This is a genomic window from Bradyrhizobium sp. dw_411, from assembly GCF_018449695.1.
Classification (GTDB): Bacteria; Pseudomonadota; Alphaproteobacteria; order Rhizobiales; family Xanthobacteraceae; genus Bradyrhizobium.
Map to the genome: position 1 here is coordinate 44,119 of NZ_JAAVUY010000011.1, position 15,181 is coordinate 59,299.

Annotated in this window: 14 protein-coding genes; 6 read left to right on the forward strand and 8 right to left on the reverse strand. The window is 63.7% G+C overall.

The features are described from left to right. Positions 1–333: 333 nt before the first annotated feature. A complete protein-coding gene (locus HB676_RS19700; protein ID WP_213739626.1) occupies positions 334–924 on the reverse strand; it encodes a TetR/AcrR family transcriptional regulator in 591 nt (196 codons plus the stop codon). Positions 925–1,012: 88 nt separating this feature from the next. Between HB676_RS19700 and HB676_RS19705 the strand changes: the two genes are divergently transcribed. Next, positions 1,013–2,239, forward strand: coding sequence for an FAD-dependent monooxygenase (locus HB676_RS19705; RefSeq protein ID WP_213739627.1), 1,227 nt, complete (start codon positions 1,013–1,015; stop codon positions 2,237–2,239). Between the two features lie 143 nt (positions 2,240–2,382). Here HB676_RS19705 and HB676_RS19710 read toward each other — a convergent pair whose 3' ends face one another. Then, positions 2,383–4,002 carry a winged helix-turn-helix domain-containing protein gene (locus tag HB676_RS19710; protein ID WP_213739628.1) on the reverse strand — a complete coding sequence of 540 codons (1,620 nt, stop codon included), beginning with the start codon at positions 4,000–4,002 and terminating at the stop codon, positions 2,383–2,385. A 272-nt stretch (positions 4,003–4,274) separates the two neighbouring features. On the opposite strand from HB676_RS19710, the gene HB676_RS19715 reads away from it, so the two are divergent. After that, positions 4,275–5,018 carry a 3-oxoacyl-ACP reductase family protein gene (locus HB676_RS19715; protein ID WP_213739629.1) on the forward strand — a complete coding sequence of 248 codons (744 nt, stop codon included), beginning with the start codon at positions 4,275–4,277 and terminating at the stop codon, positions 5,016–5,018. 118 nt (positions 5,019–5,136) lie between these two features. Continuing rightward, complete coding sequence (locus HB676_RS19720) at positions 5,137–5,505, forward strand: cupin domain-containing protein (RefSeq protein ID WP_213739630.1); 369 nt, start codon at positions 5,137–5,139, stop codon at positions 5,503–5,505. 37 nt (positions 5,506–5,542) lie between these two features. Here HB676_RS19720 and HB676_RS19725 read toward each other — a convergent pair whose 3' ends face one another. Then, the gene (locus tag HB676_RS19725) at positions 5,543–6,727 is read right to left on the reverse strand and encodes a DUF2125 domain-containing protein (protein ID WP_213739632.1); all 1,185 of its coding nucleotides are present in this window, start codon (positions 6,725–6,727) and stop codon (positions 5,543–5,545) included. Positions 6,728–6,831: 104 nt separating this feature from the next. On the opposite strand from HB676_RS19725, the gene HB676_RS19730 reads away from it, so the two are divergent. Next, entirely contained in the window at positions 6,832–7,395 is a 564-nt protein-coding gene (locus HB676_RS19730) for a gamma-glutamylcyclotransferase (RefSeq protein WP_213739634.1), read from the forward strand. 82 nt (positions 7,396–7,477) lie between these two features. Here HB676_RS19730 and HB676_RS19735 read toward each other — a convergent pair whose 3' ends face one another. From HB676_RS19735 to ftsE, 4 genes are all read right to left on the reverse strand, one after another. Beyond that, positions 7,478–8,251 (reverse strand): 1-acyl-sn-glycerol-3-phosphate acyltransferase, encoded by a 774-nt coding sequence (locus HB676_RS19735; protein WP_213739636.1) that lies wholly within the window; start codon positions 8,249–8,251, stop codon positions 7,478–7,480. A gap of 90 nt (positions 8,252–8,341) precedes the next feature. Further along, complete coding sequence (locus HB676_RS19740; RefSeq protein WP_213739638.1) at positions 8,342–9,061, reverse strand: YdcF family protein; 720 nt, start codon at positions 9,059–9,061, stop codon at positions 8,342–8,344. Between the two features lie 113 nt (positions 9,062–9,174). Beyond that, entirely contained in the window at positions 9,175–10,146 is a 972-nt protein-coding gene (locus HB676_RS19745) for an ABC transporter permease (RefSeq protein WP_213739639.1), read from the reverse strand. Beyond that, positions 10,139–10,798: a cell division ATP-binding protein FtsE gene (gene ftsE / locus HB676_RS19750; RefSeq protein WP_213739641.1), complete on the reverse strand. Its 660-nt coding sequence runs from the start codon at positions 10,796–10,798 to the stop codon at positions 10,139–10,141. Before ftsE ends, HB676_RS19745 begins: the two co-directional genes overlap by 8 nt. A 203-nt stretch (positions 10,799–11,001) precedes the next feature. Here ftsE and HB676_RS19755 point away from each other — a divergent pair, with 203 nt between their 5' ends. Then, entirely contained in the window at positions 11,002–11,850 is an 849-nt protein-coding gene (locus HB676_RS19755) for an MJ0042-type zinc finger domain-containing protein (RefSeq protein ID WP_213739643.1), read from the forward strand. A gap of 38 nt (positions 11,851–11,888) precedes the next feature. Next, positions 11,889–12,266, forward strand: coding sequence for a response regulator (locus HB676_RS19760; RefSeq protein ID WP_213739645.1), 378 nt, complete (start codon positions 11,889–11,891; stop codon positions 12,264–12,266). Between the two features lie 211 nt (positions 12,267–12,477). Here HB676_RS19760 and HB676_RS19765 read toward each other — a convergent pair whose 3' ends face one another. Further along, a complete protein-coding gene (locus HB676_RS19765) occupies positions 12,478–15,063 on the reverse strand; it encodes a TIGR02302 family protein (protein ID WP_213739647.1) in 2,586 nt (861 codons plus the stop codon). Between the last annotated feature and the right edge of the window lie 118 nt (positions 15,064–15,181).

A 15,181-nucleotide genomic window follows, 5' to 3' on the forward strand; every position in this document is an offset into this window, starting at 1 on the left:
TGGTTTACGGCTTACTTCGCGCTCTCCCCGGCGATCGGGCTCTTTTGCCACCGTCGCCTTGCGCAGTCTCCTGCGCGAGACTTGACGCCAGCGTCGAGGCGTCAGGACCACACGACTTCGCCGTCCGCTTCAGCCGCCCTCGTCGCAAGCGCCATCCGCGTCCACCGCATCCCATCCCGCGTCCGTGACGATCGCGAACCGCCCCTCATGTGGGACAGGATGGCGGAGATATACCAATGATTTGCGATTTCTGAAAATCAGAATATTTTTCTGGAAGGGGCTGGACAGGCAGACCGGCAAAGCCCAGCGCGCGTGATTGATTTGCCCGTCGGGTCATCCGTGCGGCACCGGCCGGCAGATCAGCGGCAGGAAAATGTCGTAGACGATTTCGCGGATGACCTCGTCGCGAAGTGGCTTCAGGGTCATCATGAATTCGTTGCGCGCCAGATCGCCCGGCAGCGAGATGATGCGTGGCGTGAGGCGCATCGGATCGACCTCACCGCGCCGGATGGCGCGCTCGATGATCTCGCGGAGAAGTTGATCATTGACAATTTCTCCCCGCACTTCGGCGAGGTTGGAGTTCGCAGCCGCGAGGTCGCCGCCCATGTCGAAAGCCAGGCGAAGCAGATCGGGCCGGGCACGATCGGATAACCGGCGGAGCAATAGGCTGATCTCCGCACCGAAATTTCCAAGGTCGGGAATCTCGATCGGGTTGAGCGCGAAGTAGCGGGCTACGGCGGCTGTCGCCAGTTTGATGCGGCTTGGCCAGCGACGATGCAACACAGGCCGGCTCGTTCCCGCGCGCTTCGCAACCGACTCCAGCGTCGTGGCCGCATAGCCGTGTTCGACGAGTTCTGCCCACGCCGCGTCCAGGATTGCCTCTTCCAGCTCTGCCCCACGCCTACGGTTCTGTTCCGCGTCCATGTCGCCTCTCGATAAGATGCTTCATGCATCTAATTTTGGCCATTTTTAAATAAGATGCATAATGCATCCTATGAAGATGAGGCATGTCATGTCAAACGTCGCTGTCCATAAATCCCGCCAGAAATCCCGGTCAGTCCTGATCTCGGGCGCAAGCATAGCGGGGCCGGCCCTGGCGTACTGGCTCGACCGCTATGGCTTCGAGGTCACGGTGGTCGAGCGGGCGCCCTCGATCCGGGTCGGCGGCTACCCGATCGATATCCGCGGTACTGCAATGGGCGTGATCGACCGCATGGGCTTGCGGCCCCAAATCGAAGCCGCGCACATCGCCTCGCGCGCCCTGACCTTCGTCGATACCGAGGGCAAGACCATCGGCGCAATCCCGGTCTATGACCTGACGGGCAACGAGGCGGGCCAGGATGTCGAATTGCCGCGGGGCACGCTGACCACCCTGCTCTACGGTCTGACCAGGAACAGCAACGTCCGCTACCGCTTCGACGATTCGATCGAGGCGATAGCGGACGAGGGCGCCGGCGTGGACGTGCGTTTCAAAAGCGGCGAGCGTCAGCGTTACGATGTCGTCATCGGCGCGGATGGGCTGCACTCGCACACCCGCCGGCTGGCGTTCGGGCCGGAGGAGCCGTTCAACCACTATCTCGGCTACACGTTCAACCTCTTCTCCATGCCGAACGATCGGGGTCTTTCGCATGGTGCGATCGTCTACGCGGAAGCGGGGCGCGCCGCCGTCGTCTTCGCCGTCCGCGACAATCCGGAGCTGTTCGTCGGCCTGATCTTCGCGACCGAGACGCCGCCGTTCGGCGCGCGATTAGATAAAGCGGAGCAGATCCAGCGAACGGAGGCCGCATTCGCCGATGGTGGCTGGGAGGTGCCGCGCCTGCTGGACGCGATGCGGCAGGCGGACGATCTTTTTTTCGACACCGTGAGCCAGATTCGCATGCCATGCTGGTCGAAGGGGCGCTTGGCAGTAACCGGCGACGCTGCCTACGCGCCGTCCTTTCGATCCGGCCAGGGCACGAGCATCGCGCTGGTTGGCGCCTACGTGCTCGCCGGGGAGTTGGCCGCCCATGATGATCCGGCCGATGCCTTCGCCGCCTATGAACGCATCGTGCGCCCGTTCGTCGAGGCGAACCAGGCGCTGGCGATCAGAGAGGCCGGATCGCTCTTACTGCCGCGCACGCAGGAGCAACTGGAGACGCGCAACCGCATGCTTGCTGCGCTCCAGGACGGTCACGCCGCAAAGGCCTTGAGCGGCCATGCGCGGGAAGTGCATAGCTCGCTACGGCTCCCTGACTATTAGTGATCTGGGAAGCGGCGACTTGGGAAGTGGAGACTTGTGAAGTGGAGGCTTGGAAAGTGTAGACTTGGGATAAAGCGGCCGCATCGGTCATCTGCCAAAGGCGGCCGCTCCCTCGCCTTGATCGCGCCACCCAGCGTCGCGGATCAAGCCTCGCCGCGCGGAAGCCCGGCGGTTTGCAGGGCATCGCGCATCTTTTCGCGATAGGACGGCGCGAAGCACCACATTTTGTAATAGGCGTCCGCCTCGCGGATGGTGAATCCGGGCCGCATCCTCAATAACGTCGCGACGTGCATCCTGGCTTGTTCAGTCCGGTCGAGAAACGGCAACGTGTACGCCATGTGGAGATGGCTGATCCATAGCTGCTCGACATAGGATTCGCGAAACGCCTCAAATGCCCGCCCATAATCGCCATGTGCGAAGGCGCGTTTGGCGATGGCCCACCACCACCATCGCGGCGTGCTGGGCGCGGTTAAAGCAATCCCCTTCTCGGCAAGCGCAACGCCTTCGTCCCAAAAACCAGCATAGGCCATCAGGTTACCGAGCGGACCGAGGGTTTGCGGATCATTCGGGTTGAGCGCAATCGCCCGCTTGGTTTCGATTCGCAGCAAATCCGATTGACCCGCCATCCAGGCGGCACGGGCGACTTGTCCGCGGACGAAGGCGTCATTCGGCGCGATTTCGACGGCCCGGTTCGCGGCTTCGACTGCCATGCCGGCCAGATAGAGGCGGCTTTCGACGCTGGCCACTTCACCGGTCGGCGAAGGCAAACCCCAAGTCCGCTGATTGTTGAACACCAGAACGAGCGCGGCCCAGGCGGCGGCGTTTCGCGGCTCCGTGCGCGTCAAACGCTCAAGGCAATCGCGCGCTTTTGCGATCGGCTCCAGAACGGTCGCGTCGGTCGGCGTTCCGATCACGCCCTGCACGATGCATTCGTAAGGCGTCAGCTCCTCGCTGGACTTGCTCTGGATGCGCCTGTATTCGGCCGCGCCGATCGCGCCCCAATAGCTGCCGATCATGGCGCTGACCTGGCCTGAAATCTCGTCCTGAATGGTCAACAGATTGGCGGCGTCAACATTCGTCTTGAACGTCTTGCTCCAGACCTGCGCGCCGCTCCGCGCATCGGTGAGCTCTATGTCGATGCGGCAGAGATCGCCGTCGCGCCGCACATTGCCTTCCACCAGGTAATCGGCGCCAAGCGCGCGCCCGAGGTCTGTCGCGCCCTGGGCGCGGCCCTTGTAGGTCCTGGTCACGCCGCGCGCGAGAACGCGCAGCTCGCCGAAGCGGCCAAGCGCGGAAATGATCTGCTGGGTCAGGCCATCCGCGAACACATCCTGCCCGCCATCTCCAGTATTGTTCTCGAACGGCAGGACGGCCACCGTGGGCCCGCCGGACGCAGTTCCCGGCGACGGAAAGGCCCGCTCCGGAGGCAGGATCATGTAGCCGCGGCGGGGCACGGTTCGGATGAGATCGCGGCCGGCGTCGCCTAACAGGCGACGGATCTCGGAGATGCACTGGGTGAGCGAATCCTCCGTGACGTTTACGCCGGGCCAATTGGTGGCCAACAGCTCGTCCCTGGTAACGACCCGTCCCGCGTTGATCGCGAGATAGCGCAGCACGCCGAACGATCGGTTTCGCAAGTCAATCCGCGCGCCGGCGGCGTCGCGCAGTTCCTCTTGCCGCAGATCGAGCGTCAGGCCGGCGATCTCCAAGCGATCGACCGCGCCGAGATCACCGGATCTGACGGTTTTGGGAAGCTCGTTCATTCCTGGTTCCAGCATCGACAGCGGCTTCTCAGCGCCCCGCGAGATTGCACCCGGCTGCCTGCGCCTGCAAGGCGACCACAGCGGCAAAATCATCGAAATTTCGGAACAATTTGAGCGCGCTTCACCGCGATTTCAGGACTTCATGTGTCCTGGTCCGTTAATTGATCGCACACGCTGATTGGGAACACGCAGACATCGACAGGCCAATGCCCGTCGGACGGTGTCGCGTGACACTTCTCCTCCATGACACTTTAACGAAAAGGCGAAACACCATGTCCAAGAGCCTCGAAGGAAAGATTGCACTCGTGACCGGCGGCTCGCGCGGCATCGGCGCGGCCATTGCCAAGCGTCTGGCCGCCGACGGCGCCAAAGTGGCCATCACCTACACCAAAGGCGCGGACGCGGCTGCTTCGGTCGTCAAGGAGATCGAAGCCGCCGGTGGAAAAGCCATCGCGATTCAGGCTGACGCCACCGATGCCAAGGCCAACAAGGCCGGTGTCGAACAGGCCGTCAAAGCGCTCGGCCGTCTCGATGTGTTCGTGAACAATGCCGGCACCGCCATTCCCAAGCCGTTCGAGGAGGCCACGCTGGAGGAGCTCGACCATGTGATCAACATCAATGTCCGCGGCACCTTCATCGCGACACAGGCGGCGCTCAAGCACATGAACGACGGTGGCCGCATCATCGTCATCGGCTCCTGTGTCGGCGAACGTAACCTGACGCCCGGCCTCGCGGCCTACGCGGCGACGAAGGGCGCGGTCAAGATGTTCGCCCAGAGCCTGTCGAGGGAGGTCGGGGCGCGCGGAATCACCGTCAACAACGTCCAGCCGGGTCCGATCGACACCGACCTCAATCCCGCTTCGGGCGATTGGGCCACGCCGCAAAAGGCCAATACCGCGCTCAACCGCTACGGAACGGTTACGGAAATTGCCGCCCTGGTGGCGTTCGTCGCCAGTCCGGCGGCAGCCTACATCACCGGCGCGAGCCTGACGATCGACGGTGGCACCAACGCCTGATCGCAGGCGGTGACATCAGTCGTTATTGTTGCCTCTAAAAATGCTGCAAGAAATTGAGTTGCAGTTGCGGCTCTCGTCGTTTCCTATTGATTGGGATTGTCAATCAAGGGAGACACGCGTGATCAAGTCGAGAAATGCGGACGTCGAGGCTGTGACGGTGAGCGCCATCGAGGGCAAACCGGTGTATGGCGGCAATCTGTTCGTCAAGCCGCTTATCAAAGGCGACGAGATGACATTCCTCGAGATCCATTATGCGGCGGGAGTCGGCGCCCCGCTTCACACCCACACGCATGAATCGATTGCCTACGTTGTGAAAGGCAAAGTGAAATCGACTGTCGGCTCGGAGGAATTCATCATGGGAGCGGGCGATGTTTGCCGTCATCCCACAGGAGTCCTCCACGGATTGGAGGCCATCGAAGATTCCATCGTGGTCGAGATCAAATCACCGGCGCCGGAGATCGGCGCTTTCTTCGCTGTGCGAAAATAATAATCGGCCGCGCCGGTGAGCCAATCGGCTTTCGCCCTCAAAACAGCGGCGGGATCTGCCCCACCTTCAGCGGGCCGATATAAACCGCGCCGTCGACAAAGCGCAGCGGGAAGGCGCGCGCCTTCTTGCCTTCGAGTTCGGCTTCCTTGCCGAGCGAATTGATCCCGGCCATGACGCCGACATTGACGTTCTGCTTCACGACCTTGCCGAGACCGGGGATCGCCCGGTCGAGCGCGCCCATCAGATTGCTCACATCCTTGCTTTTGACGCCCGGCGCGACGCGATCGAGCGTCGCTTGCGGCACGCCTTCGTCGAGCATTTTATCGAGGCCGAGCGCCGGAATCACCTTCTCGATACCGGCCACCGTCATCTGCAATTCGCCGTCGAGATTTCCCTGCGCCGTCAATCCAAGCGTCCCCGTGGCCACCGCGACCAGATCGCCCTGCACGATCCGCGACTGCACGAGTTCGACATGACCGCCGCTTGCCTGAATCTCGCGGAACCGCTCCGGCCAGGGCTTTGGCGCGAAGTCCTTCAGCCCGCTGAGCAGGGCGCGCATATCGGCATCGAACGGCTGCGTCAGTACCGGATGCACGTCCTGCAAGCTGCCGGTCTGGATATTCACCACGGTTTCGATCACCGGATGATCGAGCGTCGCACCGTCCGCCAGGCGGCCATGCAGTTCGACATGCTTGGCGCGCGCCAGCGGGGTCTGGATCGATCCGCTGATGCGGTCGATCGACGGATCATCGAAAACGATCGAGGCGCGTTGCGGAATGGCCGGCAAACCGACCACGCTCGCGCGCGCGGTACGCCAGTTCACCAGCATCGACGCGCCGCTGCGATCGGAGATCCGGGCCGGCGCGGTGAATTCGGCGATCACCAGTTTCGGATCGTAGACCTGCGCGACCACGAGAATCTGGCCGAGCCGGGCCGTGACGGGCTGCGTCGGCGCCGCCGCCTGCGACTGCAATACCACGCTGGCGCCGTCGCAGCGCACTTCAAGGCGGAACGGGAACCCAGCTACCGAACGCCTGGTGCAATCATAGATCCGGCCGGATTTCGCTTCCTGCGCGCGCCAGGCGTCGGCCTTCACGTCGACCTCGGACGCGGCATAGAACCAGAACCCGCTCCACGCCATCGCGGCGATCAGAACCAGAACGGGCGCGATGAAAAGGCGCCAAAGCGGGCGCCGGCGTGGCGCGAGGGTCATATCTGACATAAAGCGACCTTTCGCGAATCATTTTGTCAATAAAGCGGTGCGCGGAGCCACTATCAGGTTAACGCCTTTTCAGGGCAGAAGAAAATCTGCTAGGCGTGCCGGTAATGGCAGCCAATATCATACCCGAAACAGACCTATCCAAAGGCGACCTGTGGGTGTTCGGCTACGGCTCGCTGATGTGGCGGCCGGGCTTCGACTTCACCGAGCAGGTTCCGGCGCGGCTGATCGGCGAGCACCGGGCGCTGTGCGTCTATTCGTTCGATCACCGCGGCACGCCCGAAAAACCCGGCCTCGTGCTCGGCCTCGACCGTGGCGGCGCCTGCCGCGGCATCGCCTTCCGCGTTGCGGCGGCACGGCGGCATGAGACCGTCGAGTATCTGCGCGGCCGCGAGCAGACCACCAACGTCTACCGCGAAGTGATGCGCTCGGTCTGGCTCGAAAACGAAGCCCGCCAGCGCGTCAGCGCGCTCGCTTATGTGGTCGACCGCGGTCACGTCCAATATGCCGGGCGGCTGTCGCTGACCGAACAGCTACGCTACGTGCAGCAGGGCCACGGCCGTTCCGGCAACAACCGCGATTATGTGCTCTCCACCGTGAAGGCGATCGAGGCGCAAGGCCTGCGCGATCCGCAATTGCATCAACTGGCCGCAATGCTGCACGAAGGGTAGATGTAGCCCGGATGAGCGCCAGCGATATCCGGGGGAACGGCCCCGCATGTCGCGTTGCTCATGCGGGCTACAGACGGACACCTCACACCTTCGCGGAAACCGCGCTTGGCACCCGGCCGAACAATTGCGCCTGCTCGCGGCGCGTTGCTTCGACCAGCCGGTTGGTGGCTTCCTCGATGACAGCGGAAACGCGCGTCAAAAATTCGCGGCGCGACAGACCCGGCGGCAGCGGATCGAGGAATTCGACCACCAGCGTGCCGGGATAGCGCATGAAGGTCCGGCGCGGCCAGAACAGTCCCGAATTGAGCGCCACGGGAATGCACGTCACGCCGCTTTCGACATAAATCTGCGCGACGCCGGACTTGTACTGCGGCGGCGCATCGACTGACGTGCGCGTGCCCTCGGGAAAGATGATCAACTGGCGGCCGCGCCGCACTTCTTCGCCGGCGCCGCGCGCCATGTCGATCAACTTGCGGCCGCCGGCGCCCCGGTTGACCCCGATCATATCGGACTTGATCAGGTACCACCCGAACAGCGGAATCCATTTCAGCTCGCGCTTGAGGATAAAAAGCGGCTGATCGAAGAATTGCAGCAGCGCGAAGGTTTCCCACATCGACTGATGCTTCGAGGCGACGATCAGCGGCCCCTTCGGAATTTTCTCGAGCCCGCGATATTCCACCCTGGTGTTGCAGATCACCCGCATCAGCCAGATGCTGCTGCGCGCCCAATAACGCGCGATGTTCATGATCGCCCAGCGCGGCATGATGTAAGTGGGAATCCCCACGATCACCCAGAACGCGAGCACCAGATAGAACAGCACATTGTAGACCAGCGAACGCACGAAAATCGAAACCATTAAAGACCCGATCAGTTTGGCAAGATCAGTTAGAGAGATCAGTTAGAGAGATCAGTTAGAGAGATCAGTTAGAGAGATCAGTTAGAGAGATCAGTTAGCCTGGGCCGTCGCCGGCCGGCGTGGCGCCAGGGAACCGGTCGGTTGCTCCTGGAGTTCGGGCATCAGTTCGAGACCGGCATCCGCCAGACGCACCCGCACCTCGGCGGCAACGTATTTCACGTATTCCGATAGCAGCAGCCGCAGCGTCGCGCCACTGGTCCACCAGGGTTCGTCGCGCCACCGGTCGCCGACGACAGCGTATGGAATCAGCGCCGTCTCGGGCATTGCATGTGACATTTCGACGATCGCCCGCGGCATGTGATAATTCGATGTCACCACGATCAGGGATTTGAAGCCGCGCTCACGCACCCAGCGCCGCGTCTCCGTCGCATTGCTGCGGGTGTTGACGGCGGAACGGTCGAGATCGACGCAGCAGCCCAGCAACGACTGATTGTCCGACAATGAGCGGGAAATATCGCTGGCGTCGTTGGTCGGATGAACCCCCGAGATCAGCAGCCGCTTGCCATAGCCGTCGGCCAGCAATTCCATCGCATCGGAAACCCGCGACGATCCGCCGGTCAGCACCACGATGCCATCGGCGCGGCGGGCGGGCTTGCTCTCGGTCCCATGCAATTGCGACAGAAACCCGACAAAGCCCACAGCGGCCGCCACGAACACGATCGCCAGCATCGCGACCACACACGCGCGCAACAAGCTGCGCGGAGCAACGGCGGACGCCTGTGGGGATGTATCGTCGAGCGGCAGGTTCATGCGGGTCTGGCAATCCTCACTTGTTCAAGTCCGTTGAAGTCTAGAGGCTTTTCCGGCGATGTGGAGTCCGGCTGACCCCATCTCCAGGCAAACCGCGTCAACCCCAAATCCCGTCAATCGATGTCATCCAGCGTGGCGAACAGTGTCCGCCGCGACGCCCAGGCGGTGATCCCTGCGATCAGCGCCGCCTGCGCCGCCAGCACCAGATAGCCCGACGGGCGCAGCGAAAGCGTCCCCAGCAACGCCACGAACTGGTCCCCGACCGGCGTGCCCGAGAACCAGCCTGCGATCGATTCAGAAAACCCGAAAGCCAGCATCGCGACGCCGCCGCCGATCATGCCGCCCTCGAGGCCCAGCCGCAGAAAATGCCGAAAAAATCGATTGGCGATGTAGCGGTCGCCGGCGCCGACGAAATGCAGCACCTCGACGATCGGGCGATTGGCCGCCATTGCGCCTCGGGTTGCGAACGACACCGAAATGATGGTCGCGATGATCACCAGCCCGAGGATGCCGATGCCGGCGATCACGGTGGCGCCGGTCATCGAGCGCATTCGCTCGATCCAGGCGCGGTGATCGTCGACGCTGGCCGACGGCGACACTGCGCTCACGCGCTTGCGCAACGCGGCCAGATCGAGCGCGGTACCGGGCTGGACCCGCGCCACGATCACGCGCGGCACCGGCAGGTCGTCGAGCGACAATCCAGTGCCGAGCCACGGCTCCAGCAACTTGGCGGATTCTTCCTTGGTGAACGGCCGGATCTCGATGATCCCTGGCTGCCCGCGCATCGCTTCGGTCACCGCCGCCGCGTCGCGGTCGAGATCGCGACCCGGCGCGGGGCGAACTTGAATGGTGATTTCGCTCGCGACGTCCGATTGCCATTCGGCGGCCGATGCGCTGACCAGCAGCACCGCGCCTGTCGTGATCGAGGCGAGGAACGTCATGATCGCGACCACGGCCACCAGCGCGCGGCCGGCGATCGAGGCGCGCGGCACGATCGGCGACAGGTTGCGCGCCCGCGCCGGCACCTGCGGCCGCTCGCGTCCGAGATCGACCAACGGTCCGTGCTGGTCTTCGGTCCTACTCATAGATATGCAGCCGTCCCTGATGCAGCACGAGGCGCCGCGCCTCATACTGGTCCATCAGGGTGATGTCGTGGGTCGCGATGATGACGGCGGTGCCGGACTTGTTCAGTTCGATGAACAGCCGCAGCAGACGCCGCCCCAAAGTGGGATCGACATTGCCGGTCGGCTCGTCCGCCAGCAGCAGATGCGGCCGCGAGATCACGGCGCGTGCGATCGCGGCGCGTTGCTTCTCGCCGCCGGAAAGAATCGGCGGCAGCGCATCCATGCGCTCGCCAAGGCCGACCCATTTCAGGAGATCGATGACTTCCTTGCGATAGCTGGATTCATCCCGGCCCATCACCCGGAACGGCAGCGCGACGTTTTCGTAAGTCGTCATGTGGTCGAGCAGCCGGAAGTCCTGCAGCACGATGCCGATCCGCTTGCGCAGGTCGGCGATTTCGTCCTTGCCGAGCAGCGAGACGTCCTGGCCGAACAGATTGACCAGGCCGCGGGTCGGCCGCAGCGACAGAAACAACAATCGCAACAACGAGGTCTTGCCGGCGCCGGAGGGGCCGGTGAGAAACTGGAAGGAATGGGCGGGGATCAGGAAATTAAGGTCGCGCAGAATCTCCGGGCCGAGCCCGTAACGCAATCCAACATTTTCGAACCGAACCAAGCTCAGCTCCGTTCGATGTGGGGCACAACGGGAAACCTGAAACCGGCGGCCCTCGACTTGCGGGTCGCGCTGTCGTCGCGAACCCAACAAAGTGGTTGTGCTTCGGTTATGGTTTCCGATTCGTTAACGCTCGCCTTGTAGCATCCTATTGCCCTGTTCCCGAAGTTCGCAAACCCTGCAGTATCCTTGTAGAGATTGCCTCCATGCACATCGTCTGCCCCCATTGTACAACGTCCTACGCCATTAATCCGGCTACCTTGGGCGCGGCTGGCCGAACCGTACGCTGTTCCCGCTGCAAGGAAGTCTGGCTGGCGCGGCCGGAGGATGCGGTCGAAGTCCCCGCCCAGATCCCCGCGATGGCGGAAGCCCAAAACCAGGACGCCGCCGCCGAATGGGAAGCCATGGCGCGCGCGGATGCCGGCGAGGCACAGGACACCCCTGTCGTCGACAGCCCCTCGATATCGGGAGACTGGCCGGAAGGTGACGACGCCAAAGCCGACTGGACCTCGATGGCTCGCGACGACGCCCCGGACGGCGGGAGCAGCCGCCTGGGCCGGCTGTCAGGGCTGACGAAGTTTTTAGGACCGGTGGGACGGATTCGCGTGCCGCCGGGAATGGCACTGCCGACAGGCTGCGCCGCGATGGGCGCGCTGGTGCTGGCGCTCTTGATCTGGCGCGTCGATGTGGTGCGGCTGCTGCCGCAGACCGCGGGCTTCTACAAGATGGTCGGGCTTGACGTTAATCTGCGCGGGCTGGCGTTCAAGGACGTCAAGATCACTTCCGAGACGGTGGAAGGCAAACCGGTGCTGGTGATCGAGGGCGTTGTCGTCGGCGAAACCAAAAAGCCGGTCGAACTGCCGCGGCTGCGCTTTAGCGTTCGCGATGCGCAGGGCGCCGAAATCTACGCATGGAACGCAGTGCTGGAGCAGGCGATCCTTCAGCCCGGCGAAAAAGCCTGGTTCAAATCGCGCCTGGCATCACCGCCCCCGGAAGGGCGCAATATCGATGTACGCTTCTTCAGCAAGCGCGATATCGCCCGCGGCAATATCTGAACAGAGCCGCTCGTGAAGCTTGCGAAACAGGTGCTTCGATGCCGCGCGTGCTGATTGCCGACGATGAAGATTCGATGCGCACGCTGGTCGCGCGCGCCATCGCGATGGACGGCCACGACACCGTCACCGCGGAAGATGGCGCCGAAGCGCTGGAAATTCTAACCAGCGAAGACGGCGCGTTCGATCTTCTGCTCACCGATATTCAGATGCCGGTGATGGATGGAATCGCGCTGGCGCTGGCCGCGGCGCGGGATTTTCCGGACCTGACAATTTTGTTGATGACAGGCTTCGCCGCCCAGCGCGAACGCGCCTCCGGCCTCAATGCCATCGTGCATGATGTGATCACCAAGCCGTTTTCGGTGGCGGATATCCGCACGGCGGTGGCAGATGCGCTGGCGGCGCGGAAGAAGGGATAGCGAGAGAGCGTGCGCGCTCCACTCGTCATTGCCGGGCTTGACCCGGCAATCCATCCTCTTCGAAGGACTCTTGCAAGAGAGATGGATACGCGGGTCAAGCCCGCGTATGACGGCTTCTCGTCATTGCGAGCGAAGCGAAGCAATCCACGCTTCCAGTTCACTGCCCGATGGATTGCTTCGCTTCGCTCGCAATGACGATGAGAGTGCGGCCCTAATAATCCTTCAGCAGCCGCTCGATGTAATCGAGTTCGATCTGCGGACGCGCCGGATCGGCGAGGCGGCGGCGCAGTTCTTCCAGAATCCGGCGCACCCGCTGCACATCGATCTCGCCGGGAATCTTGACCGTGAGATCGTCGCCGAATTCGCGGCCGTGCAGCGGCCGTCCCAACGGATCGCTCTGCTGGCCGCCGCTCTGCTGGCGTCCGGCGCGATTGCCGGGACCGTCGCCCTGGCCTTCGCCATCGCCCTGCTGCATCGCCTCGGCGAGGTTTTGGGCGCCCTTGCGCAGCGCATCCAGCGCCTTGCCTTGCGAATCCACCGCGCCATCGGCATTGCCTTCGCCGAGCTTGCCGCCAGCATCGCCCATCGCATTGTCGGCATCGCCGAGACCATCCTGACCGTCGCCGGCCTGCGGATCGCCGTCATCACCCTGTTCCTGACCCGGCTGGCCCTGCTGACCCTTTTGGCCCTGCTGCCCCTTCTGGCCGCGCTGCCCCTGCCCCATGCCGCGCTTGGCCAACTGGTCCTGCAATTTTTTGAGCCGGTCGCGCAGGGCCTGCTGGTCCTGCTGCAGGTCGCTCATGCTCTGGTCGCCCTTGCCGCGCTGGCGGTCGCGCCGCGCATCCTGACCCTGCTTGAAGGTCTTGTCGCGCAACTGCTGCTGCTTGCGGATCATGTCGCCGAGTTCGTTCTGCGCCTGCTCCATCTCGTCGTCGCCGCCCTGGCCGGGCTGGGCCATTTGCAGGTTTTCCAGCATCTGCTGCAATTGTTCCAGCAATTGCCTCGCGGCATCCTTGTCGCCGGAGCGCGACAGCCGCTCCATGCGCTCGATCATGTTGTTGAGATCCTGCTGGCGCATCACCCGCGTATTGGGATCGAGCGGCCGCGCCAGGGCCTGCGGATTGTTGCGCAACTGTTCGGCCAGTTGACGCATCAGATTGTCCAGCGCCGCGCGCAGATCCTGCGTCAGCTTCTTGATTTCTTCGTCGCTGGCGCCGTTTTCCAGCGCCTGCTTGAGCGCGTCCTGCGCGGCCCGCAGCGCCTTGTCGACATCGGTGATGTTGCCGTCCTCGATGGTGACGGCGAGCGCCCACAGGCTCGCAACCACCTCGCGCATCGCATCGTCGGTGCGTGCGGCCTCGAGTTGCCGCGCAATACTATAGAGGCCGAGATAGTGGCCGGTCTCGGGCGTGAACAATTCAGGCGCGATCATCAGCGCATCGAGCGCGTCGAAGACCTGCCCGTTCTGATTGGCGTCGAGCGCCAGAATGCGTCGCTGTTCGATCAGCGCGCGCGCCAGGGGCTTGGTGAACAGCCGCTCCGGCAGCTTCATATTGAACGGCTCGCTGCGCCCCTCATTGCCGGCCTCGTCCCTGGCGGTCAGGGTCAGCGTCACGTCGGCGCCGGCATAGGGATCCTCGCTGAGATCCTTGACGGTCTGGCCGACGCCGTTGCGGGTTCGTGCGTTCGGCAGCACCAGCGCAAATTGCGGCGGCTCGAACAGCGGCCGCGCGTCCGCGGCCTTCGGCGCTTCGCCGCGGCGGGCGGCAAACAGCGCCTTCGCTTCGGTGACGCCGTAATCATCCTCGATCTTGTAGGACATCTGCAGCGAGCCGCGGGCCTGGCGCTCCGGGTCCTTCGCCAGCGCAATGGTCGGCGCGCGATCGGGCGTGGCGCTGAATTTCCATTGCGGCTGACCGGAGGGCGCGCGGACATGCGCGGTACCATCGCCCGCAATGGTGAAATGCCGCTCATTGGTGCCCTTGGGCGCCTCTGCGGCCGGGACTGCCTCGGTCACACCACCGCCGGCCACGACATCAAGTGTGCCTCCGCTGGAGCGCACAATGAGCGTACTGCCGGCCGGAACCGGCAATGGTCCCGACGCCGGTAAAGCCGCAGCTTCCTTGTTGGCGGCCGACAGAATAACCGGCGGCTTGCCGGTATAAAGCGGTGGCGTCACCCAGGCGTCGACCCTCACATTGGCCGGCGCCAGCACGCCGTTCCAGTCGAACGCCGCCGCGACCCGCATCGCGCGTTCGTCGCCAGCCGCCACATAGGTCGCGGCCATCAGGACCGCGATCAGCGCACGCAGCGCCCAGGGATCGTGGATCGCCAGCCGGGGCGACGGCAGCCCGGCGCGGATGCGCTTGATCGAGGCCAGCGTGCGTTCGCGCTGGGCCTGCCACAACGCCAGTGCGACCGGGTCCTGCGTGACCAACGTATCGGTGAGCGAGGTCGCCGGGCGATGCCGGATGCCGGTACCACTGTCGAGTCGGCTCAGGCCCTCCTGGCGGCTCGGCCAGCGAAATCTGAGCAGCGGAAACAGCGCGCCCAAAGCCAGAAAGACAAACAGCCCGAGTCCGACCGCGCGGGCCAAAAACGGCAGCACCAGCCATAATCCGGCCCAGGACGCCACCAGGAACAGTCCGACAACGGTCAAAAGCCGGGCCAGATGCGGCCAGCTCCGCTCCCATGCGATGGCATATTGAGCCCGCTGCAGGGCCTGTGTTAGCTGCAGGCGCGCGATGGCATCGGGGTCGCGCGCTGGCTCTGACGGGTCGGGGGTGGCGCCGCTCAACAAACTCTCCAGGTTGTCGAAAGATCATCCTAACACAACGGCGGCAGTGAGGCACCTGTCCAGGACGGGTAGCCCACACCCGGAAATACGCATAGCACGAAGGCGTGACTGCGGGACG